This is a genomic window from Streptomyces sp. NBC_01304, assembly GCF_035975855.1.
Taxonomy (GTDB): Bacteria; Actinomycetota; Actinomycetes; order Streptomycetales; family Streptomycetaceae; genus Streptomyces.
The window spans coordinates 10320343-10340600 of sequence record NZ_CP109055.1; the positions used below are offsets into that span (position 1 = coordinate 10320343).

A 20258-nucleotide genomic window follows, 5' to 3' on the forward strand; every position below is an offset into this window, starting at 1 on the left:
AGGAGGACGACTCACCCTCGCCGGGTCAGCCCCAGCAGATCCCGGCCCGGACCCGCCGGCCGGTGCCCCGTGGGCCAGACGGCCCGCAAGGACCGGGTCAGGTCCGTGTCCCGCACCGGCACCGGGATCAGCCGCTGCGCGGCCACCTCCTCGCGTACCGCCAGATCGCTCAGCACGGCCGGGCCCGCGCCCGACAGCGTCGCGGCCTTGACCGCCGTGGTGGAGGCGAGCTCGAGCAGCGGCTTGCCCGGGCCGCCCGCACCGGCCAGCGCGTGGGCCAGCACCTCACGGGTTCCCGAGCCCTGCTCGCGCAGGATCAGGGCGGCCTCGGCGAGCTCGGCGGCGGTGATCCCGGAGCGCCGCCTGGCCCAGGGGTGCTGCGGGGCGACCACGACGAGGAGGTGGTCCTCGGCGACCTTCACTTCGTCGAGGCCGCCGGGTGCCGCGATCCCCTCGATGAAGCCCAAGTCGGCCTCTCCGGCCAGGACTTGGGCGGCCACCGCCGCGGAGTTGCCGACGCTGAGCGCGACCGCGGTGTCCGGCCGCTGCTTGCGCAGGGCGAGCAGCCAGCCGGGCACCAGGTACTCGGCGATGGTGAGGCTGGCCGCGACCCGCAGCCTGCTGTCCCGCTGCTCACGCAGGGCCTCGATGCCCGCCTGAAGTGTCTCCGCGGCGCCGATCACCTGCCCCGCCCAGTCCGCGACCAGCGCCCCGGCATCGGTCAGCTTGGAGCCGCGCGGGGAGCGCTCGACCAGGGCCACGCCGACCTGCTTCTCCATGCTGCGGATGCGGGCGCTGGCGGCTGGCTGGGTGATGCCGACCTCGCGTGCGGCCTGCCCCAGACTGCCGAGCCTGGCCACGGCGAGGAGCAGTTCGAGGGCGGAGAGGTCGGGGACCTGGTGCGACAACGGCATGGACAGACCTTAGCTTTCCGGTCGTTTCCGGACGCCGCCGGTAGGCCGTGTGCGTCGCCGGGCGTCGCGGTACGTCGCCCTCGCCGGGCGTCGCCGCTGCATGGCCCTCGCCGGGCGTCGCGGTACGTCGCCCTCGCCGGGCGTCGCCGCTGCATGGCCCTCGCCGGACGCCGCCGGTACGTTCCCTCGCTGGACGCCGCCGGTACGTTCCCTCCCCAGGCGTCCCCGGTACGTTCCCTCCCCGGGCGTCGCCGCTACATCGCCCTCCTCAGACGCCGTGGGTACGTCGCCCTCGCCGGGCCGGGGGTGCATCGACCTCACCCCCCCCACGTCGCCGGTACGTTCCCTCCGTCGCGCCAGAAGATTCAGCGCCCCCTGGCCGCCCGCAGCAGATGCAGGGCCGCCTCCGGCAGGGCGTGCCCCTTGGGCCAGACCGCGTGCAGCAGCCGGTGCAGCGGGACCGCCGGATCGACCTCGACCTCCACGAGCCGGCCCGCGTCCACGTCCTCGCGTACCGCGAGGGCGGAGAGCACGGCGGGCGCGACGCCCCGGGCGGCCGCACTGCGCAGGGGAGAGGTCGAGCCCAGTTCCAGGACGGGCACCGCCACCCCGTCGTACGGCCTGAGCGCCTTCTCCAGGGTCTCCCGGGTGCCGGAGCCCGACTCGCGCAACAGCAGCGGGGTATCGGCCAGTTCGGGCCCCGTCAGGGCCCTGCGGCGGCGGGTCCAGGGATGGTCGGGGGCCACGACGACGGCGAGCCGGTCCCGGCCCACGACCGAGCGGTGCAGATCGTCGGGCACGCGCGGGCACTCGACGAAGCCGAGGTGGCACTCGCCGCGGCGCAGCGCCTGGATGACGCCCCAGCTGTTGGTGACGGTCAGCCCGACATGCGCGTCCGGGGACTCGGCGCGCAGGGTGACGAGCCAGCCGGGCACGAGCTCCTCGGCGATGGTCAGGCTCGCGGCGACGGTCAGCTTGTTCTCCTGCCGGGAGCGCAGGGCGGCCGCCCCCTCGACCAGCGCGACGGCCTGTTCGAGGACCACCCGGGCCCAGTCGGTGACGACCGCGCCCGCCGGGGTGAGCCGGGAGCCCGAGGTGGAGCGGTCGAGGAGCTGCAGACTGAGGCGGCGCTCCAGGGTGCGGATGCGGGCGCTCGCGGAGGGCTGGCTGATGCGCAGCCGTGCGGCGGCCCGGCCCAGACTGCCGGTCTCCGCGACGGCGACCAGGAGCTCCAGGGCATGCAGATCGGGCAGCGGGCGCTGCGAGGTGTGCGCCGCCTCGCCGAAGCCGGAGGGTGCGCCGTCCCTGTCGGAGGAGGCCATAGAGGAGCTCGGGGTCATAGGTGAACTCTATGACCTGCGTACAAGTTCGCGTCTACCGGCCGGAACGCCCGCGGAGCACGCTGAGGATCATGGCCCTCACCGTGGAGCGCACCAGCCCACCCCCGCTCGCTCCGCCGCTTCCCCCGCCACCCCGCGGCGGCCGCCTCGCGGCATCGGTGCGGCACAATGCGCCCGGCCTCGCCCTCGCCGTCGCAGGAGTGCTGGCCGCCGAGGCCGTGCACGCCGCGCTGCCCGCGGTGCCGATGCTCACGGCGGCCGTGGTCCTCGGCATCGCGGCCGCGCATCTGCCCGGGGTCCATGCGGTCGTACGCGGACGGGGCCGGGCCGGGCTCTCGCTCGCGGGCAAGCGCCTGATGCGGGTCGGCATCGTGCTGCTCGGGCTGAAACTCGGCCTCGGCGATGTGGTGGGGCTCGGCTGGGCCACGATCCTCATGGTGTTCGGCGTGGTGCTCGCGACCTTCTTCGGCACCCAGTGGCTGGGCCGCAGGCTCGGCCTCACGGGCGACCAGCCGCTGCTCGTCGCCACCGGCTACTCGATCTGCGGGGCCTCGGCGATCGGGGCGGTGAGCGGGGTGCTCGGCAAGGACGAGAAGGACGAGCAGCACGCCTCCGACGTCGCCTCGTCCGTGGCCCTGGTCACCCTGTGCGGAACCCTCGCCATCGCCGTACTGCCGCTGCTGCAGCACGTGTTGGGCCTGGACCCGCTGCAGTTCGGGCGCTGGGTGGGGGCGAGCGTGCACGACGTGGGCCAGGTGGTGGCCACCGCCCAGTCGGCCGGGCCGACCGCCCTGACCGAGGCCGTGATGGTGAAACTGATCCGGGTGGCGATGCTGGCACCGCTGGTCGCCGGGGTGGCCATCAGCATCCGCCGACGCAAGGGCGGCGCGGTGACGACCGGCGGGCGACGGCCCGCCCTGGTGCCGCTGTTCGTCGTCGGCTTCCTGGCGATGGTGGCGCTGCGCAGCACCGGACTGCTGCCCGCCGGCGCACTGGACGCCGCCGACTTCGTACAGGAACTCCTGCTCGCCGCGGCCCTGTTCGGCCTCGGCACCGCGGTCCACCTGCCCACGCTGGCGCGTTCCGGGGCCAAGATGGCGCTGCTCGGCCTGGGGTCGTGGATCGTGGTCGCCTCGGCGAGCTATGCGGGTGTGCTGCTGACCACCTGATGCACAGCGGCCTCTGGGGCCGGGCGGATGCCCGGCCCCAGAGGCCGTGGGTGCTGCGAGGGGCAAGCCCCTCAGCCTGAGCCGCTCACGTGCTCAGCCGCCCAGTACCCGGAACATGAACTTCCGCTGGGTGCCCGAGGTGGGGTCGCCCGCGGTGGACACCGAGTCGACGCCCGGCTCCTGCTGTGCCGCCTTGGGGCCGACCTCGCCCTTGACGGTGATCGGCGGCAGGCTCATCCCCGGCTGCAGCGCGTCCGGGCCCGAACCCGCGTGCGTACAGGCGACGTTCTGGTCCTTGATGGAGCACTTCCAGCCGTCTCCCGTCGCGCTCACCGGTCCGACGCCCGCCGGCATGGTGAGTTCGGCCTTCACCTCGGCGGTGGTAGGTCCTGCCTTGGCCTCGTTCACCACGGTCGCGGTGAAGGCCGCCGCCTGACCGGCCACGACCGGACCCATGGGCCGGGTGTCCACGTTCAGCACCGGCAGCCTGCCGTCCGGGACGGGGCCCGAGGGGACGTCGACGTAGAACGACAGCTCCTGGCCGTCGCCCGGGTCGGTCGGCGTCGACACCCGGTTCACGCCGTACACCAGGCCCTTGGCGTCGGGGTCGATCTGCGCCTCGACCTTGATGGGCGGTGCGGTGCGGCCCGGCAGCAGGGTGTCCTCGCCGGTGCCGGGGCGGGTGCAGGTGACGTTCTGGTCGTCGACGGTGCAGTCCCAGCCGTCGCCGGAGGCGCTGGTCGGGTACACGCCGTTCGGATAGGTGGGGTTGACGGTGATCTTGCCGACGGTCGGTCCCGCCTGCGCGTCGTTGCGTACGACCTCGGTGAAGGTCGCCGCGTTGTTCGGCTCGACCGCGGTGACGGGCCGCGTCTCGACGGTCAGGACCGGCGGGCCCGACGGCGCGTCCGAGTTGGCGGGCAGGACGTCGTACGAATAGCTGCCGGCCTTCGACGGTACGCCGTTGACGCCGGCCTGACCGCTCGCGGACTGGTCGCCCTTCGCGTCCTTGGCCACATTGGCGCCGATCTCGATCGGCGGGTAGCTCAGTCCGGGCAGCAGCGCGTCGGAACCCGTGCCCGGATGCGTGCAGTTCACGGTCTGGCCGTCGACCCTGCAGGTCCAGCCCGTGCCCTTGGCGGCGAGGGGTGTGGTGCCCTTGGGGAAGGTGTACGTGGCCGTGACCGGTCCGGTCGTCGGTCCCGCGGACTTGGCGTTGGAGACGAGGCCGGTGAAGACGGCCGTCCGGCCGCCCTGCACCGCGCCGTTGGGCTGCAGGGCCGCGGTGATCTCGGCGGGCTTCGCCGCGGGGGTCGCGTAGTCGAAGGGGCCGGACTTGCTGTCGTCGCCCTTCTGACCGGGCGTGCTGGTCTCGGACTTGGTCTCGCCCCTGCCCTTGGCGTCGGGGGCGACGTCGGCCTGGATGGTGACCGGCGGTGCGGACTTGCCGGGCTGCAGGGCGTCGTCGCCGGTGCCGGGCCGCTTGCAGGTCACGGTCTGACCCTCGACCGCGCAGGTCCAGCCGTCGCCGGAGGCCGACTTGGGGGTGACGCCGTCGGGGAACGTCGTCTTCTGCGTGATCTCACCCGTGGTCGGACCGGCGCCCGGGGCGTCGCTGGTGGTCGCCGTGAACGCCGCCTGCTTGCCGGGCGTCACCGCGCCTTCCGGGGCGACCTTGGTGGTGGTCTGCGGGGGCGCCGCCGGGGCGGGCGCGATGTCGAAGGGGCTGGACTTGCTGTCCCCGCCCTGCTGACCGGGGGTGGCCGTCTCGGACTTGGCCTCGCCCCGGCCGCTCGCGTCGGGGGCGACATCGGTCTGGATGCTCACCGGCGGTGCGGACTTGCCGGGCTGCAGCGCGTCGTCGCCGGAACCGGGCCGCCTGCACGTCACCGTCTGACCGTCCACGGTGCACGTCCAGCCGCTGCCGGAGGCCGACTTGGGGACGACGCCCGCGGGGAACGTCGTGCTCTGCCTGATCTCGCCCGTGGTCGGGCCGGCCGTCGCGGCGTCACTGGTGGTGGCCGTGAACGTGGCCTCCTGGCCCGGCGTCACCGCACCGTCCGGCACCACCGCGGTGGACGTCTGCGGGGCCTTCGCCTTGGGCGGTGTGATGTCGAACGGGTTGGACCTGCCACCGCCACCGGTCTGGCCCGGGGTGCTGGTGTCGGTCTTCGCCTCGGCGGCGCCGCTCGCGTCCGCGGCGACGTCGGCCTGGATGGTGACCGGCGGTGCGGACTTGCCGGGCTGCAGGGCGTCGTCGCCGGTGCCGGGCCGCTTGCAGGTCACCGTCTGGCCGTCGACGGTGCACTTCCAGCCGTCGCCGGAGGCCGACTTGGGGGTGACGCCCTTGGGGAACGTCGTCTTCTGCGTGATCTCACCGTTGGACGCGACAGCCGTGACGGAGTCGCTGGTGGTCGCGGTGAACTTGGCCTCCTGGCCCGGCGTCACGGCACCGTCGGCGACCAGCGTGGTGGACAGGTCCGGACCGAGCGTCTCGACCTTGCCCTCGAAGACCTCGTGGATGTTGGTGTAGGCGCCCGTGCTCGCGGCGATGCCCAGCCGCAGCGTCGAGGGCATGGCGGGCTGCCCGGGAATCTTGTTGAGGTCCTTGGGCTCGATGACGGGGACGAAGCCCTTGCCGTCCTTGAAGTCCATGTCGACGCGCATCACGCCGGTGGGCGACACGTCGACCCGCACGGTGCGCTCGGCGTCCTTCCAGTCCTTGGACGTCGGGTCGCTGATGGTCTGGCCGGACTTCAGCGTGTTGGTGGAGACCCAGGCGTTCTTGGCCGCGGTCGCACCGCGCACGGTGACCGAGTTCGGCTGAGCCTCCGGGGGCCCGCCCTTGCCGCCCATGCCGTTCTTGGCGAAGTTGCCGAACTCGTCGAGCCCGACGCCCACATAGCCGCCCGGGACCCCCGAGTAGCCGAGGCCCGCGCCGGGAATGCCGGCGACCTTGGGCAGGGCTTCACTGCCGTCCAGGAGGAAGAGGCTGATGCCGTCGGCCGGGGAGGCCGGGGTGCTCGACCCGTACGAGGACACCCCGATCTGGAAGCGCAGCCCCTTGCCCGACGGGAAGGCGCCGCGGGTGAGGATGAAGCCGGTCTGCTGGCTCTCGGCGTCGGTGAGCCGCAGCGAGCCGTCGCCCGGCTTGTCCTCGGCCTTGCCGCCCTTGCATGCCTTGAGCGGACCCTGCTCGCCGGAGGCCGCGGTCAGACAGGCCCAGCCGGTCGGGTCGGTCGTCTGTCCCTTGGGGACGTCCCAGGAGCTGTACCACCGGTCGGGGTGGGCGAGCGCGGCGTTGCCGAAGGACTCCTCGCTGATCACGTCGTCCGCCACGGCGGTCTGCGGCGCCGCGAGGGACAGCCCGACGGTGGCCGCGGTGAGCGCCAGGCCGATCGGGACGCGGAGCCGGGGGCGTCGGCCCGGCCTCGGGGGATGTTGGCGTACGGATGTCGCCATGAGCATTTCTCCTAGACGATCGCCCCCCTGCATGGACCTTCGGATGTGGACGGGCCCACCGGTCCGGACGGACCTGTGGGCCCTCGGCTCTCCCTTGCCGGGTACGGCGTACGCGCGGCTCAGGGGGTGATGATCGTTGCGCTCACGACCTTGGCGTTGCCGCTGTCCAGCCCCTCCGGGGTGAGGCACTTGGCGGCGTTGCTCACGGTGACGCCGTCGTACGTCACGTGGATCGAGAACGTCGCACCCTCCAACGCGCCCTTGGCGAACCGGCCGGTCAGCGTCGCGTCGCCGGTGCTGGGCAGCGTCCAGCTGGGGATTTCCGCATAGCTGACCATCTTGTTGTCCCAGGTGATCTTCGCCTTCGACGGGCCGCTGAACCCGCTGAGACAGGAAGCGGTGGCGTCCTGCTCGTACTCGAGGGTGCCGCTCTTCATCGGCATGCCCACACCGGAACAGCCGGTGAGCGACCCGAAGCCCTTGGACTTGACCGGCTTCGAGGTGAGACCGACGCCGGGCGTGGCCGTCCAGGTGATGTCGCCGCCGGTGCAGGAGCCGTTGGCGGCGGGCATCGGCGGGTCGGCCGGAGCGGAGTCGGCGTGGGCCGCACCGGCGGCCGGGAGAGCGAGCGCGGCCGCGGCGAGGACCGCGGCGAACTTGGTGCTGGGGGACACGTTGATGGCCTTTCCGTAGCGCCCCTACGGGTGAGGGGCAGTCAGGCCCATTCACGCACCGTGATCAGTTGTTCGCATTCTGTGACGACTGTTCGACGGAATGTCGCGCTCCGTAACCGTGCCCCCGAGGTCGCGCCCACAAGTGCGTCCCTCCCTGAAGCTGCCTTCAGGATTCTTCAGGGAGGGTTCAGGTGCGTACGTGATCGTCATGGATGTCGGCAGCACCCGCCGGCGCCGAACGACGAACAGGAGCCCGCCATGCGCATCCGCCCCCGCACCACCACCCGCCGTCTCGTCACGGTCGGGGCCCTGGCCGGGGTACTCGCGCTGTCCGCCACCGCGTGCTCTTCCGGTACGGACGGCGGGGTGGACAAGCCCCGCGAGACGAACGCACCTGCCGCCGCAGACGGCGCCGCGGCGAAGCCGGCCGGCGGCACGGACGCGCCCACGGAGAAGGGTGGCCCCAAGACCTCGCGCGGCACGGCCACCGCCACCGCCGAGAAGTCGGTGTCCGGCGGCAAGGTCACCGACGTGGAGCTCGACGACGGCGTGTGGAAGGTCGACGTGATGGCCTCCGAGCCGCGCGTCCACAACATCTCCGTCGACGCCACCACCGGCGCACTGCTCAGCACCCGCGCCGACCGGATGCCCGACCGGGCCCGCTCGTACCTGAGGATCCCTCTCGCCAAGCTGGCCGCCGCCACCGTCGACCGGGACGACGCCGCGGGCGCGGCACTCAAGGCCGCAGGCTCCGGATTCGTCTCCGAACTGTCGATCCAGGGCACCGAGAGCCGCCCGCTGTGGCAGATCGAGGTCACCGACGGTGCGGTGCAGCACGAGATCGACGTCGACGCGAAGACCGGCAAGGTCGTCGCACACGAGAAGGACGGCGACTCCCACGCGTCGTACGACGAGATCCGAGAGCGTTCCGACAACTTCGGCAAGGACCACTACGACTGGTCGCAGCACGTGCCGCGCTGATCCTTCGTGCCGCCCGGCGCCCAATCAGCCCGTGCCGCGCTCCTCCTTCACCCCGCCAGGCATCAACCAGCCCGTCCGGCGTTTGAGGACACCGCCCGCAGGGCGGAAGGCGGCGCAGCCTTACGGGAAGGGGCGGGGAGGGGAAAATCCCGGCCGAAGGCCGAACGACGCCGGAGGTCCGGCCCATGGCCAGAAGTATGAGCCGAACAAACAGGCGGAATCGTTAGGATCTGCGCAATGAGCTGCATACGGAAGCCCCGATGAGCCGCATCCTGATCGTCGAGGACGAGGTCTCCCTCACCTCCGTACTGCGCCGCGGCTTCGAGGCCGAGGGCCTGCGCGTCGACATCGCGCACGACGGCAACGAAGGCCTCAGGCTCGCCCTCGAAGAGGACTACGACGCCATCGTCCTCGACGTGATGCTGCCCGGCCTCGACGGCCACCGGGTCTGCTCCATGGTCCGGGCGGCCGGCCTGTGGACCCCGATCCTGATGCTGACCGCCAAGGACAGCGAGTACGACGAGGCGGCCGGCCTCGACACCGGCGCTGACGACTACCTGACCAAGCCCTTCTCCTACCTCGTGCTCCAGGCCCGGCTGCGCGCCCTGCTGCGCCGGGGCCGCGCGGGCAGGCCCGAGCGCATCGAGCTCGGCGACCTCGTCCTGGAACCCGCACACAAGCGCTGTACCCGGCAGGGCGCCGAACTCGCCCTCACCGCCAAGGAGTTCGACCTCCTCGCGGTGCTCGCCCGCAACCCCGGCGTCACCGTCTCCAAGGGCACCCTCCTGGAGGAGGTCTGGGACCTTCCCGCCGACAGCGACCCCAACGTCGTCGAGGTCCACGTCAGCGCCCTGCGCCGCAAGATCGACCAGCCCTTCGCCGAGGGCGCGGACAAGCTGCTGCACACCTCGCGCGGCATGGGCTACCGCCTCGTACCGGCGAAGGCCGACGCCGCATGAGCGCGAATCTCCCACGCACTCCACGCACTCCACGCACCCCACGCACCCCGGGACTCCAGCGGCTCCCACGACTGCCCCGCTTCCCCCGTTCCTCGGTCCGCGTCAAGGCAACCGTGGGCGCCGTTGCCGTCGTCGCGGTAGCCCTGGTCGCCGCCGGTACGGCGCTGCTCGCCGTCACCCGGACCGGCCTGGCCGACTCCGCCGAGCACACCGCGCAGGCCCGGGCCGAGGCCGTCGCGAAGTCCGCGGCCGACGGGGACCTCGTGGCGCGGCTCGCCGTGCCCGACGGCGAGGACAGCCTGCTCCAGGTGGTCACGGACGACGGCCGGATCCTCGCGGCCAGCGAGAACCTGGCCGGCCGCGGACCGGTCGCCACCTTCGTGCCCTCGTCCGGCAGTTCGGCCGCGGCCCGCAGCGTGCGCATCGCCTCGGGCTCCGCCGAGCGCCCGTACCGCCTGGTCGCGGTGCGCACGACGGAGAACGGCCGGCCCGCCACGGTCTACGCGGGCACGTCCCTGGAGACCGCCGAGTACACCCAGCACCTCATCCTCAGCGCGATGCTGCCCGGCATCCCGCTGCTGCTCGCCCTGGTCGCCGCCGTGACGTGGCGCAACACCGCGCGCGCCCTGCGCCCCGTGGAGGCCATCCGCGCCGAGGTCGCCGAGATCACCGAACGCGACCTGGGGCGCCGCGTTCCCGTGCCCGCCTCGCGCGACGAGGTCGCCCGCCTGTCGACCACCATGAACGACACCTTGGACCGCCTCCAGGACTCCATGGACCGCCAGCGCCGCTTCGTCGCCGACGCCTCGCACGAGCTGCGCAATCCCATCGCCGCGCTGCGCGCCCACGTCGAGGTCGCCATCGCGCACCCCCAACTCCTGCACGGCGACGAGCTTCTCGACGATGTCGTACGCGTCCAGCAGCTGGCCGACGACCTGTTGCTGCTCGCGCGCCTGGACGCGGGCCAGTACCCCGACCACGTGCCGCTCGACCTGTCCGAGCTGGCCGCCGCGACCGTACGACGCCGTACCGGGGAGCGGGTGCCGGTCGCCCTCGACGCCCCGGGCGAGGTCCTGGTCCACGGCAGCCGCACCCAGCTCGCGCGGGTCCTCGACAACCTCCTGGACAACGCCCAGCGCCACGCCGCCTCGCGCGTCACCGTGACGGCGACCGCCGGGGGAGTCCTGGAAGTCCTCGACGACGGCTCCGGAGTCTGCGACGCAGACCGCGAGCGGATCTTCACCCGCTTCACCCGCCTCGACGAGTCCCGCAGCCGGGACGCCGGCGGCACGGGCCTCGGTCTGGCCATCGCCCGCGACATCGCCACGGCCCACGGCGGAACCCTCACCGCACCGGCGCCCGCGGACGGGCCCGGCGGCCGCTTCGTGCTCAGGCTGCCGACGGCCCGCTGACAGCCCGCGGCGGCGCTTCAGTCGAGTGCCGAGCGCCGAGTGCCGAGAGCCGGGCGCCGGGCAGGCGTCAGGACGCGGCTGCCTCGCCGCGCAGTTCGGCGGCGTACGGCCCGTCCCCGTGCACCTCGATCCGCCCCGCCTTGATGCCCTGCTCGACGCCGAGCACCCCGTCGCCCACCTCGCGGCACGTGTCGGCGTCGAGCACGAGGCGGGCGTCCGGCAGCGAGGCCGGCCCGTCGCCGTACGCCGGACCCTCGCCCCCGAGCCTTACGTGGAACACCCCCTCGTCCAGGACCACTTCGACGACGGCCGGGCTCCCGCTCGCCGGCAGGCGGCGCAGCAGCGGCAGGGCGAACCAGTGCGCCCGCACCGCGTCGGTGGGCCGCCGCTCGGCCAGTTCGGGTGCGCCCCACTCGGCGAGCGCGGTCAGTACGGGCAGCAACTCTGCGCCGCGCGCGGTGAGTTCGTACACCGTGACGGCCCCGGGCGGCGGCAGCTTGCGGCGCGTGGCGAGGCCGTGGCTCTCCATGTCCTTCAGCCGGCCGGCGAGGACGTCCGTGGAGACGCCGGGCAGATCGGCGTGCAGATCGGTGTAGCGGCGCGGTCCGGCCAGCAACTCCCGGACGATGAGCAGGGTCCAGCGGTCCCCGACCGCGTCGAGAGCGCGGGCCGAGGCGCAGTACTGGTCGTAGCTGCGACGGCGTGGCTGACGTGGTGACATGCGACGCAGTCTAGACAACGTGTTGGACTTTCCAAGCTCTCACTTGGTAAAACCAAGCAACACGGATCGAGGGAGGGCACGGCATGGAGTTCCGGCAGTCGAGCAAGCTCAGCGAGGTCTGCTACGAAATCCGGGGTCCGGTGATCGAGCAGGCCAACGCGCTGGAGGAGGCGGGGCACAGCGTGCTGCGCCTCAACACCGGAAACCCGGCACTGTTCGGCTTCGAGGCGCCCGAAGAGATCGTCCAGGACATGATCCGGATGCTCCCGCAGGCGCACGGCTACACCGACTCGCGCGGCGTCCTCTCCGCCCGCCGGGCCGTCGCCCAGCGCTACCAGGCCATCGGCCTGACCGACGTCACGGTGGACGACGTATTCCTCGGCAACGGCGTCTCCGAACTGGTCTCCATGGCCGTACAGGCACTCCTCGAGGACGGCGACGAAGTCCTCATCCCCGCCCCCGACTTCCCGCTCTGGACCGCCGTCACCACCCTCGCCGGCGGCAAGGCCGTGCACTACATCTGTGACGAGTCGGCCGACTGGTACCCGGACCTCGACGACATGGCGTCCAAGATCACGGACCGCACCAAGGCCCTGGTCATCATCAACCCCAACAACCCGACGGGCGCGGTCTACCCCAAGGAGATCATCGAGGGCATGCTCGACCTCGCCCGCCGCCACCAGCTGATGGTCTTCGCGGACGAGATCTACGACCAGATCCTGTACGACGACGCCGTGCACCACTCCGCCGCGGCCCTCGCCCCGGATCTGGTCGTCCTCACCTTCTGCGGTCTGTCCAAGACCTACCGGGTGGCGGGCTTCCGCTCCGGCTGGCTCGTGGTGACCGGACCCAAGCAGCACGCGAAGAGCTACCTGGAGGGGATGACGATGCTCGCCTCCATGCGGCTGTGCGCCAACGCCCCGGCGCAGTACGCCATCCAGGCCGCGCTCGGCGGCCGCCAGTCCATCAAGGACCTCACCGGACCGGGCGGCCGCCTCCTCGAACAGCGCGATCGCGCCTGGGAGAAGCTCAACGAGATCCCCGGCGTGTCCTGCGTGAAGCCGAAGGGCGCGCTCTACGCGTTCCCGCGCATCGACCCGAAGGTGCACCCGATCCACGACGACGAGAAGTTCGTCCTCGACCTGCTGCTCCGCGAGAAGATCCAGGTCGTCCAGGGCACCGGCTTCAACTGGCCCCGCCCCGACCACTTCCGCATCCTGACCCTGCCGCACGCCGACGACCTGGACGCTGCCATCAGCCGGATCGGGCGGTTCCTCAGCGGCTACCGGCAGTGAGTCGCCGGTAGGCGTCGTCGTCGCCCGCGCCACCGGCACGCCCCCCGCCCAGTGCCCGAACGGCTGGGGCGCGTCCACGTCATAGCGCGGTCCTGGCGTTCCCGTCAGGGACTCCTCGGCGCGCGGCCGCGGCGTGCAGCGTACGCAGGGCAAGCAGCAGCACCCCGATGTCGTCGAGGTACACCGGATCCGGAAGCAGATCCACCGGCGAGATCACATAGATCAGCGCTCCCCAGAAGGCGAGCTTGTTCTCCACCGGAATCCCGGCGTCCCTCAGCAGCCGCCGGGCCCGCACCAGCCGTACCAGAAGGACCAACGCGCAGCCCGCCAGGGCGATCAGCACCAAGGCGCCGACCAGCAGCAGAACCCAGGCCCAGCCATGCTCACTCAAGGGGTGCCTCCAAGGGGTGTTGCTTCCCGCCGTCACACACCGCGCGAGGGCGAGGCGAGGGCGATGACGACTGCGTACGGCGCGAGTACCCCAAGGATGCGCCTCGTCGCACGCCGCACGGCGCAGCCGACGCACCGAGGGGGAAGGGCGGTGTGGTGGGATACGCCGTATGAGTGACCGTCGTACGCAGTCCCGGCCCGGACCCGCCCCGGCACCGGGGGCGGCACCCCCTTTCGACCCCGAACTCGCCGTCGTACTGGCCGCGTTGGACCCGACGGCGAGGGAGCCGGTCACCCCGGCCAACCTCGCGGCCCGGCAGCAGCGGGACGCCACGAGCAGACCCAGGCCGACGGCCGAGGACCTGCGCGCCGACGGCCGCTTCGAGGTGACGGAGCTGTCCGTGCCCGGGCCGCCGGACGCACCGGACGTCACTCTGGTCCACGCACGCCCGGCCGGCGTCGACGGGCCGTTGCCGCTGCTGTACTACCTGCACGGCGGCGCGATGATCATGGGCAACGCGTGGTCCGTGCTCCCGCGGATCCTGCGCGAGTGGGTCCTCCCGCTGGAGCTGGCCGTCCTCTCGGTCGAGTACCGGCTGGCCCCGCAGGCGCAGTACCCCGCGCCGCTGGAGGACTGCTACGCCGGACTCGTCTGGGCGGCCGCGCACGCGGCCGAACTGGGCGTCGACCCGAACCGCATCATCATCGGCGGCAAGAGCGCCGGCGGCGGCCTCGCCGCGGCCCTCGCCCTGCTCGCCCGTGACCGGGGCGGCCCCCGGGCGCTGGGGCAACTGCTGCTCTGCCCCATGCTCGACGACCGGATGGCCACCCTCTCCAGCCACCAGATGTCGGGCCTCGGCATAGGGGACCTCACCTCCCACGAGACCGTGTGGAAGGCGGTCCTCGGCGAGCGCCACGGAGCCGCGGACCTGCCGCCCTACGCGGCCCCCGCCCGCGCCACGGACCTCTCCGAACTCCCGCCGGCATACGTCGAGGTCGGGTCGGCGGAGATGTTCCGCGACGAGGACGTGGCGTACGCGAACGCCATCTGGCAGGCCGGCGGCCAGGCCGAACTGCACGTCTGGCCCGGCGCCTACCACGGCTTCGACGGCATCGCGCCGAAGGCGTCCCTCAGCCAGGACGCACGCGAGGCCCGCACCCGCTGGCTCCGGCGGCTCCTCGCTCAATCCCGGGAGTAGCACGGGCTGTTGACGGGGCGTCAGTACCACACCGAGCCCGGCGGGCGTCACCGCCACACGAACATCTCCGTGCTCGGCCCGCGTTCGGAGAACCGTTCCGAAGGCGACGCCTCCCGCAGCAGCCGGCGCAGGTCCGCCTCGAAGGCGTCGCGTCGCGGGCCGAACAGATGCGGGGCCGAGAACGACATCGAGTACACCCCCGCGACGACGTCGTCACTCGTACGTTCCAGCACTTGCCCACCAGGAACGAGGAGGCGCTGCGGACCGCGAAAGCCGGCCCGCCCGTACACCTCGGCCTCACCGCCGGGCGTGCCCTGCACCAGCACTCCCCGGCCGGCACGCCGCACCGGCCCCAGATAGGTCCTGACCAGGTCGTCCATCGCCGCACCGGGCACCGGCGGATACGGCAGGCCCTCGACGCCCGGCTCCTCCTCCGTCGTCTTCACGTCGGAGATGTGCACCAGCGCCCCACCGGGCCGGAGCATGCCCCTGACGGTCGCGGCCACCGGATCGCGGTCCATCCAGTGGAAGGACTGGGCGAAGGTCGCGACGGTGAACGTCCCCAGATCCGCGGGCAGTTCCTCGGCCCGGGCCCGCACCCACCGCGCCTTCCCGCCCACCCCTTGCCGGGCGGCGTCGCGCCGGGCTTCGGCGATCATCCCCGGGTCCGGATCCACCCCGACGATCTCGCGGAACTCGTCCGCGAGGAGCAGCGCGACGGTCCCCGGCCCGCAGCCCACGTCCAGCAGGCGCCCCTGCCCGTCGAGTTCGAGGGCCTCGGCCAGCACGTCCGCGAGCCCGGGAGCGTAGGGAGTCCTCCCGCGCCGGTAGTAGCCGGCGCTGCCCTCGAACAGCGTCTCGTCCCACTCCCACCCGACCACCATGCACAGCCACCTCCTTCACCGGGATCCTCATTGTGGTGCAATCCATCCGTGACGGTGTCCACGACTGTGCCGAGCCTGCTCGCGGTGTTCGCCCACCCCGACGACGAGTCGTTGTCGGCGGGCGGAGTGCTGGCCCGGCACGCGGCCGCGGGCGCGCGTACGGCCGTCGTCACGGCGACCTGGGCCGAAAACACGGCGCGCGCAGGGGAGTTGGCGGACGCGCTGCGCATCCTCGGCGCCGGAGAGCCGCGCATGCTCGGCTACGCCGACGCGCGCGTGCCGGAGTCGGCCCCCGCCAGGGCGCGCTGGTGCGACGCGCCGCTCGATGAGGCGGTACGCAGGCTCGTGGCGCACCTGCGGGAGTTCCGTCCGGAGATCGTGGTCACGCACGACGCCTACGGCGGGCTGACCGCGCACCCGGACCATCTGCACACCCATCGGGTGACCCTGCTCGCCACCCAGGCGGCCGGGCTCGCGGGCCTCTACCCCGACGCGGGGGACCCCTGGCAGCCGAGTGCCCTGTACCTGGCCACGCACCCGCACTCGGCCGTGCCCGCACTGCGCGACGTGATCGGGGCGCGCAAGGCGGTGCACAGCGTGCCCGACGAGCGGGTCACGGCGACCGTCGACGTGCGGCCCTGGCTGGAGCGGAAGATCGCCGCGGTGCTCGCGCATCGCAGCGAGGTGGAGCGGGGAGCCCTGCCCGGGCTGATCGCGCAGATGCCGCCGTCGACCCGGGAGCAGCTGTTCGCCACCGAGTGGTACATCCGGCACGCGCTGGCCCCCGCGTCGCCGGGCCAGGCGGAACTCACCGCCTGACCGGCGTCCGCGTACCGGAGTGTCCGCGTACTGAACCGACCGCGTACCGGCGCACGATCAGGACACGTCAGGACACGTCAGGACACGGAGGTCCCGAGCGCCTCGGCGAGCCGCAGATGGGTGGCCGCCTCGGCGTCCCGGCCCTGGCGCTCCAGGGTGCGGCCGAGCATCAGCTGCGCGTATCCCTCGACGGGGTCGTGGCTGATCACGGTCCGCAACTCGGTCTCGGCGCGCGTCAGTTGGGCCGAGTGGTAGTACGCGCGGGCGAGCAGCAGTCGCGGTCCGACCTGCTCGGGCACCTCGTCGACGAGGTGGGCGAGCACCCGCCCGGCGGCGGTGAAGTCCTTCGCCTCGAAGAAGAGCCGGGCGCGCTCCCAGCGCTCGGCCGCGCTGCCATGGGTGTAGTACGTGTCCGTCACGGGTGGCCTCCTTTGCGGGGCTCAACCCGGATACGCGGCGGAATATTCCGGTACGTATCCGGGGCTGGCGCGTGTCCGCAGGGGCGCGCTGACCCGGATGGGCGCGGACCAGGTGCGGGAGCCGTCGGGCGACGGCGAGTCTGAGACTCCGCCGCCTCACCCCTCTCACCACGGGAGCTGGACATGCCCAGGCAATCGGCCTTCCGCCGGCGCCGCCCGCTGCGTCGGGCCGCCCTCACCTTGATGGCCGCCTGTGTGCTGGCCGGCTCTGCGACCTTGGACGCTGCCGCGGCCGACGACAGCGCAGGCGCCCCGGCCGCTGCCGCGGCCGACGACAGTGCACCGGCCGCCGACCCCGTGCCGGCCGCGCGGAAACTGGCCACGCCGTTCCTCCGCGGGGTCAACGACTGGAGCTGCAAACCCAGCGCCCGCCACCCGCGCCCCCTCGTCCTGGTCCACGGGACCCTCTCCCTGCGCCATGAATTCGTCCTGACGGCACCCACGTACAAGAAGGCGGGCTACTGCGTCTTCGCCCTCGACTACGGCCGGGAGCCGCTGACGGGCCTGCTCGTCGGCGGCACCGCGTCGATGGCCAAGTCGGCCAAGGAGCTGGCCGTCTTCGTCGACGGCGTGCTGGCCGCCACCGGCACCCGCAAGGTCGACATCGTCGGGTACTCGCAGGGCGGCGTGCTGCCGCGCCAGTACCTGAAGTTCGAGGGCGGCGCCGCCAAGGTGCAGACCTTCGTCGGGATCTCGCCGCCCAACCACGGCGGCCGGGTGGCGTTCCTCGACGACCTGCTCGCCGAACAGCCCGGGTTCGAGGCCTTCTTGAAGGCGTTCCTCGATCCGCTGGGCAAGCTCGGCGACGAGCTGCCGCTGCCGTGCCACGCGTGCACCGATCAGGTCCAGGGCTCCGCGTTCCTGCGCAAGCTCAACGCGGGCGGTGACACCGTCCCCGGTGTGGCGTACACGGTCATCCTGTCCAAGCGCGACGCCGTCCTCGGCCGCTATCAGGACCACTACCTGAAGGCGGCCAACGCCAAGAACATCCTGCTCTCCGACGTCTGCCCGCTGCGCATGCCCTCGCACCTCGGCATGGCGCACGACCAGGTGGCCGCCCAGCTGGCGCTCAACGCCCTCGACCCGGCCCACCCGGTGAAGCCGACGTGCTGACGCTTTCCTGCCCTTCGTCGTAACCGTCGGTGGTCCGGTCCTGCCGACCGAACCGCCGCCGGTACGCCGACGGGCTCAGCCCCGTCTCGCGGCGCATCAGGGCACGCAGATTGGCGGCGGTGCCCAGACCACTGCGCCGTGCGACCACGTCGAGGCGTGACTCGCCCCGCTCGATCAACCGGCAGGCGACGGTGAGGCGTTCCTGGGTGAGCCACGCCAGCGGTGTCGTGCCCAGCTGGGCACGGAAGCGGCGGTGCAGCGTGGCGGGGCTGACCGCGGCGTGTGCCGCCAGGCCGGTCACCGTCAGCGGTGCGTCGAGGCGTTCCTGGGCCCAGGCCAGGACGGGTGCGAGGGACTCGTCGGGGGTCTCGGGCAGGGGGCGCTCGATGAACTGCCGCTGCCCGCCGCCGCGGTGCGCGGCGAACACCAGCCGTCGGCTCACGGAGTTGGCGATTTCCGCGCCGTGGTCGCGGCGCACGAGGTGCAGGCCGAGGTCGAGCGCGGCCGCGCTGCCCGCGGCGGTGAGGATGTCCCCGTCGTCGACGAACAGCACGTCCTCCTCCAGCCGGACCGCGGGAAAGCGGGCCCGGAAGTCGTCCGCCCACTGCCAGTGCGCGGTGGCGCGGCGCCCGTCGAGGACCCCGGCCTCGGCGAGCGTGAAGGCACCGCTGCAGAAGCCGACGAGCCGCGCGCCGCGCGCATGGGCCCGCCGGACGGCATCGAGCACCGCGGGGCGGCGCGGCACGTCGACGTCCGGGCGATTGGGCACGATCAAGGTGTCGGCGCGGTCGGCCACTTCCAGGCCCGCGACCCCGGTGAGGGTGAAGAAGCCGTCCCGCATGAGGGTCCTCGGCGCGGGCGAGCACAGCCGGAAGTCGTACAGATCGCGGCCGATCTCGGGCCTGCGCAGCCCGAACACCTCGGTCGCACAGCCGAGTTCGAAGGGGTTCGAGTTCTCGTCGACGATCACGGCCACCCGGTGCGGACCCGCCGCCTGAACGTGCGAGGAATCTTGCGCCATGTGCAATTCATAGCACTCACGCGAACCGGGCCCGACCGGCAAGACTTCCCGCATGAGCACCGAACCCGGCATCGAGTCCGGCACCACACACGGCACCACACACGGCACCGAACCCATCAGTCTCACCACGGCCCTGGCCACCTTCGACGCGCTGTGGAGCCCGCGCATCGTCACCCGCGTCAACGACTACGACGTACGCATCGCCAAGGTCGAGGGCGAGCACGTGTGGCACGTCCACGCGGACACCGACGAGTTCTTCCTGGTGCTCGAGGGCGAGTTGCACATCCACCTGCGCGAGCAGGCGGGGGAGCGCACGGTCGTGCTGTCCAAGGGCGCGGTCTTCACCGTCCCGCGGGGCACCGAGCACAAGCCGTACGCACCCACCGCCGCCTCGATCCTGATGCTCGAGCCCGCCGGGACGTCGACGGTCGGCGACCGCCACGACGACATCCCCGAGCACGTCGACGCGACGACCGGACACGCACTCGGCTCCTGAGCCTGCGTTGCCCGCCCACTGCACAGCGCCCCGCCACCGCCTCACCACATGACGCGACGCCTGCGCCGGCGGGCACGCCGCAGGAAGGCCAGGAGCACCGCGCCGCCGAGCAGACCCAGGATCAGGGGCACCCGGCCGGCCACGGCCGCACCTTCGTCCTGCGCGGCCGAGGTCACGCTCGCGTCCTCCCCGGCATCGGGATGCTTCCCGTCGACCACGGGATCCTCGCCCGCCGCCCGGCCGGGCGCACCGGCCGCGGGGCGTGGCTTCTGCGGCCCGGGTGCCGCCACGGGCGCGCCGTCGGCGCCGCAGCCGCTGAATCCCGCGCCCGGGTAGGGACGTACGCACACGGCGGTCCCCGACCGGGGCACGTCGGTGTTGTCGGACGGGGGTACCAGGACGGTCGAGCGCACCGTCATGCGCTCTTCGCCCGCGAGGTCCGCGGACCACACCAGCCACTCCTGGTCGAGGGTGGCATCGGGTTCGTAGTGCAGGGTCTCGGTGCCGCCGGCGAGCATCTGGACGATCTCGGCCTCCGGAAAGCGCTGGCCGGTGCGGTTGCGGACCGTGACTTCGTACGTCACCTGCTCGGGCGCGCCCTTGACCGCGGCCCGCGTATCGGTGCTCCTCGGGCGCACCGTCACCGCGAAGGCGTCCTGGATCGGGCCCGTCGGCAGCCGCTGCGGCCGCGGCCTCGCGCTGTCGTCCGCGCCGTGCCCGTGGGGGTCGCCGGGATCGTCGGCATGCGGGCCGGAGACCGCCCAGGCCTGGCCGGTGGGCAGGGGTGCGGCACCGATCAGCGCGGCTGCCAACAGGCCCGTCGTCAGACGGCGGCGGACGGAACGAGGACGCGTCCTCGGCGTTTTCGGCGTGCCCATGGGCTGCCCCTCTCGTACGCGAGGGCGGATACCGAGGGCGTCATGGCATGCC

Annotated in this window: 19 protein-coding genes; 9 read left to right on the plus strand and 10 right to left on the minus strand. The window is 72.7% G+C overall.

Going from position 1 to position 20258, the window contains the following annotated elements; genetic code table 11:
- Nucleotides 1-11: 11 nt before the first annotated feature.
- Nucleotides 12-914, minus strand: a complete 903-nt coding sequence (locus OG430_RS46280; RefSeq protein ID WP_327358728.1) for a LysR family transcriptional regulator — start codon at nucleotides 912-914, stop codon at nucleotides 12-14.
- A gap of 365 nt (nucleotides 915-1279) precedes the next feature.
- A complete protein-coding gene (locus tag OG430_RS46285) occupies nucleotides 1280-2254 on the minus strand; it encodes a LysR substrate-binding domain-containing protein (protein WP_327358729.1) in 975 nt (324 codons plus the stop codon).
- 71 nt (nucleotides 2255-2325) lie between these two features.
- Between OG430_RS46285 and OG430_RS46290 the strand changes: the two genes are divergently transcribed.
- Nucleotides 2326-3423 (plus strand): YeiH family protein, encoded by a 1098-nt coding sequence (locus OG430_RS46290; RefSeq protein WP_327358730.1) that lies wholly within the window; start codon nucleotides 2326-2328, stop codon nucleotides 3421-3423.
- Nucleotides 3424-3516: 93 nt separating this feature from the next.
- Here the strand turns inward: OG430_RS46290 and OG430_RS46295 are convergent, their stop codons facing one another.
- Nucleotides 3517-6885 carry a hypothetical protein gene (locus OG430_RS46295; protein ID WP_327358731.1) on the minus strand — a complete coding sequence of 1123 codons (3369 nt, stop codon included), beginning with the start codon at nucleotides 6883-6885 and terminating at the stop codon, nucleotides 3517-3519.
- A 119-nt stretch (nucleotides 6886-7004) separates the two neighbouring features.
- Nucleotides 7005-7559 (minus strand): hypothetical protein, encoded by a 555-nt coding sequence (locus OG430_RS46300; RefSeq protein WP_327358732.1) that lies wholly within the window; start codon nucleotides 7557-7559, stop codon nucleotides 7005-7007.
- A gap of 258 nt (nucleotides 7560-7817) precedes the next feature.
- Here OG430_RS46300 and OG430_RS46305 point away from each other — a divergent pair, with 258 nt between their 5' ends.
- The 3 genes from OG430_RS46305 (at nucleotide 7818) to OG430_RS46315 (ending at nucleotide 10911) form a co-directional block, all read left to right on the plus strand.
- Entirely contained in the window at nucleotides 7818-8540 is a 723-nt protein-coding gene (locus OG430_RS46305) for a PepSY domain-containing protein (protein WP_327358734.1), read from the plus strand.
- 260 nt (nucleotides 8541-8800) lie between these two features.
- Nucleotides 8801-9499 carry a response regulator transcription factor gene (locus tag OG430_RS46310; RefSeq protein ID WP_327358735.1) on the plus strand — a complete coding sequence of 233 codons (699 nt, stop codon included), beginning with the start codon at nucleotides 8801-8803 and terminating at the stop codon, nucleotides 9497-9499.
- On the plus strand, nucleotides 9496-10911 hold the full coding sequence (locus tag OG430_RS46315; RefSeq protein ID WP_327358737.1) for a sensor histidine kinase: 1416 nt from the start codon (nucleotides 9496-9498) through the stop codon (nucleotides 10909-10911). The genes OG430_RS46310 and OG430_RS46315 overlap by 4 nt, the downstream gene beginning before the upstream one ends.
- Nucleotides 10912-10978: 67 nt before the next feature.
- Here OG430_RS46315 and OG430_RS46320 read toward each other — a convergent pair whose 3' ends face one another.
- Nucleotides 10979-11632: a winged helix-turn-helix transcriptional regulator gene (locus OG430_RS46320; RefSeq protein WP_327358738.1), complete on the minus strand. Its 654-nt coding sequence runs from the start codon at nucleotides 11630-11632 to the stop codon at nucleotides 10979-10981.
- Between the two features lie 83 nt (nucleotides 11633-11715).
- Here OG430_RS46320 and OG430_RS46325 point away from each other — a divergent pair, with 83 nt between their 5' ends.
- The gene (locus OG430_RS46325; RefSeq protein ID WP_327358739.1) at nucleotides 11716-12927 is read left to right on the plus strand and encodes a pyridoxal phosphate-dependent aminotransferase; all 1212 of its coding nucleotides are present in this window, start codon (nucleotides 11716-11718) and stop codon (nucleotides 12925-12927) included.
- A 79-nt stretch (nucleotides 12928-13006) separates the two neighbouring features.
- On the opposite strand, the gene OG430_RS46330 is transcribed toward OG430_RS46325, so the two are convergent.
- Nucleotides 13007-13318: a YkvA family protein gene (locus OG430_RS46330; RefSeq protein ID WP_327358740.1), complete on the minus strand. Its 312-nt coding sequence runs from the start codon at nucleotides 13316-13318 to the stop codon at nucleotides 13007-13009.
- Between the two features lie 169 nt (nucleotides 13319-13487).
- Between OG430_RS46330 and OG430_RS46335 the strand changes: the two genes are divergently transcribed.
- Nucleotides 13488-14516 carry an alpha/beta hydrolase gene (locus OG430_RS46335; protein ID WP_327358742.1) on the plus strand — a complete coding sequence of 343 codons (1029 nt, stop codon included), beginning with the start codon at nucleotides 13488-13490 and terminating at the stop codon, nucleotides 14514-14516.
- A 47-nt stretch (nucleotides 14517-14563) separates the two neighbouring features.
- Here the strand turns inward: OG430_RS46335 and OG430_RS46340 are convergent, their stop codons facing one another.
- The gene (locus OG430_RS46340; protein ID WP_327358743.1) at nucleotides 14564-15400 is read right to left on the minus strand and encodes a class I SAM-dependent methyltransferase; all 837 of its coding nucleotides are present in this window, start codon (nucleotides 15398-15400) and stop codon (nucleotides 14564-14566) included.
- Nucleotides 15401-15448: 48 nt separating this feature from the next.
- Here OG430_RS46340 and OG430_RS46345 point away from each other — a divergent pair, with 48 nt between their 5' ends.
- Entirely contained in the window at nucleotides 15449-16219 is a 771-nt protein-coding gene (locus tag OG430_RS46345; protein ID WP_327358744.1) for a PIG-L family deacetylase, read from the plus strand.
- Between the two features lie 77 nt (nucleotides 16220-16296).
- Here OG430_RS46345 and OG430_RS46350 read toward each other — a convergent pair whose 3' ends face one another.
- Nucleotides 16297-16638, minus strand: coding sequence for a tetratricopeptide repeat protein (locus tag OG430_RS46350; protein ID WP_327358745.1), 342 nt, complete (start codon nucleotides 16636-16638; stop codon nucleotides 16297-16299).
- 183 nt (nucleotides 16639-16821) lie between these two features.
- Here OG430_RS46350 and OG430_RS46355 point away from each other — a divergent pair, with 183 nt between their 5' ends.
- Nucleotides 16822-17811, plus strand: a complete 990-nt coding sequence (locus OG430_RS46355; protein ID WP_327358746.1) for an esterase/lipase family protein — start codon at nucleotides 16822-16824, stop codon at nucleotides 17809-17811.
- On the opposite strand, the gene OG430_RS46360 is transcribed toward OG430_RS46355, so the two are convergent.
- Entirely contained in the window at nucleotides 17768-18832 is a 1065-nt protein-coding gene (locus OG430_RS46360) for a GlxA family transcriptional regulator (protein ID WP_327358747.1), read from the minus strand. The two genes, OG430_RS46355 and OG430_RS46360, sit on opposite strands and share 44 nt — an antisense overlap.
- A 52-nt stretch (nucleotides 18833-18884) precedes the next feature.
- Between OG430_RS46360 and OG430_RS46365 the strand changes: the two genes are divergently transcribed.
- Nucleotides 18885-19328, plus strand: a complete 444-nt coding sequence (locus OG430_RS46365; RefSeq protein ID WP_327358748.1) for a cupin domain-containing protein — start codon at nucleotides 18885-18887, stop codon at nucleotides 19326-19328.
- 41 nt (nucleotides 19329-19369) lie between these two features.
- On the opposite strand, the gene OG430_RS46370 is transcribed toward OG430_RS46365, so the two are convergent.
- The gene (locus OG430_RS46370; protein WP_327358749.1) at nucleotides 19370-20206 is read right to left on the minus strand and encodes a hypothetical protein; all 837 of its coding nucleotides are present in this window, start codon (nucleotides 20204-20206) and stop codon (nucleotides 19370-19372) included.
- Nucleotides 20207-20258: the final 52 nt, after the last annotated feature.

Excerpts from the sequence above, each read along its gene's own strand:
- OG430_RS46355 (WP_327358746.1), top strand. The coding sequence starts at position 16,822 with ATGCCCAGGCAATCGGCCTTCCGCCGGCGCCGCCCGCTGCGTCGGGCC.
- OG430_RS46320 (WP_327358738.1), bottom strand. The coding sequence starts at position 11,632 with ATGTCACCACGTCAGCCACGCCGTCGCAGCTACGACCAGTACTGCGCC.
- OG430_RS46340 (WP_327358743.1), bottom strand. The coding sequence starts at position 15,400 with ATGGTGGTCGGGTGGGAGTGGGACGAGACGCTGTTCGAGGGCAGCGCC.
- OG430_RS46365 (WP_327358748.1), top strand. The coding sequence starts at position 18,885 with ATGAGCACCGAACCCGGCATCGAGTCCGGCACCACACACGGCACCACA.
- OG430_RS46290 (WP_327358730.1), top strand. The coding sequence starts at position 2,326 with ATGGCCCTCACCGTGGAGCGCACCAGCCCACCCCCGCTCGCTCCGCCG.
- OG430_RS46335 (WP_327358742.1), top strand. The coding sequence starts at position 13,488 with ATGAGTGACCGTCGTACGCAGTCCCGGCCCGGACCCGCCCCGGCACCG.
- OG430_RS46280 (WP_327358728.1), bottom strand. The coding sequence starts at position 914 with ATGCCGTTGTCGCACCAGGTCCCCGACCTCTCCGCCCTCGAACTGCTC.
- OG430_RS46315 (WP_327358737.1), top strand. The coding sequence starts at position 9,496 with ATGAGCGCGAATCTCCCACGCACTCCACGCACTCCACGCACCCCACGC.
- OG430_RS46360 (WP_327358747.1), bottom strand. The coding sequence starts at position 18,832 with ATGGCGCAAGATTCCTCGCACGTTCAGGCGGCGGGTCCGCACCGGGTG.
- OG430_RS46370 (WP_327358749.1), bottom strand. The coding sequence starts at position 20,206 with ATGGGCACGCCGAAAACGCCGAGGACGCGTCCTCGTTCCGTCCGCCGC.
- OG430_RS46305 (WP_327358734.1), top strand. The coding sequence starts at position 7,818 with ATGCGCATCCGCCCCCGCACCACCACCCGCCGTCTCGTCACGGTCGGG.
- OG430_RS46310 (WP_327358735.1), top strand. The coding sequence starts at position 8,801 with ATGAGCCGCATCCTGATCGTCGAGGACGAGGTCTCCCTCACCTCCGTA.
- OG430_RS46295 (WP_327358731.1), bottom strand. The coding sequence starts at position 6,885 with ATGGCGACATCCGTACGCCAACATCCCCCGAGGCCGGGCCGACGCCCC.
- OG430_RS46285 (WP_327358729.1), bottom strand. The coding sequence starts at position 2,254 with ATGACCCCGAGCTCCTCTATGGCCTCCTCCGACAGGGACGGCGCACCC.
- OG430_RS46325 (WP_327358739.1), top strand. The coding sequence starts at position 11,716 with ATGGAGTTCCGGCAGTCGAGCAAGCTCAGCGAGGTCTGCTACGAAATC.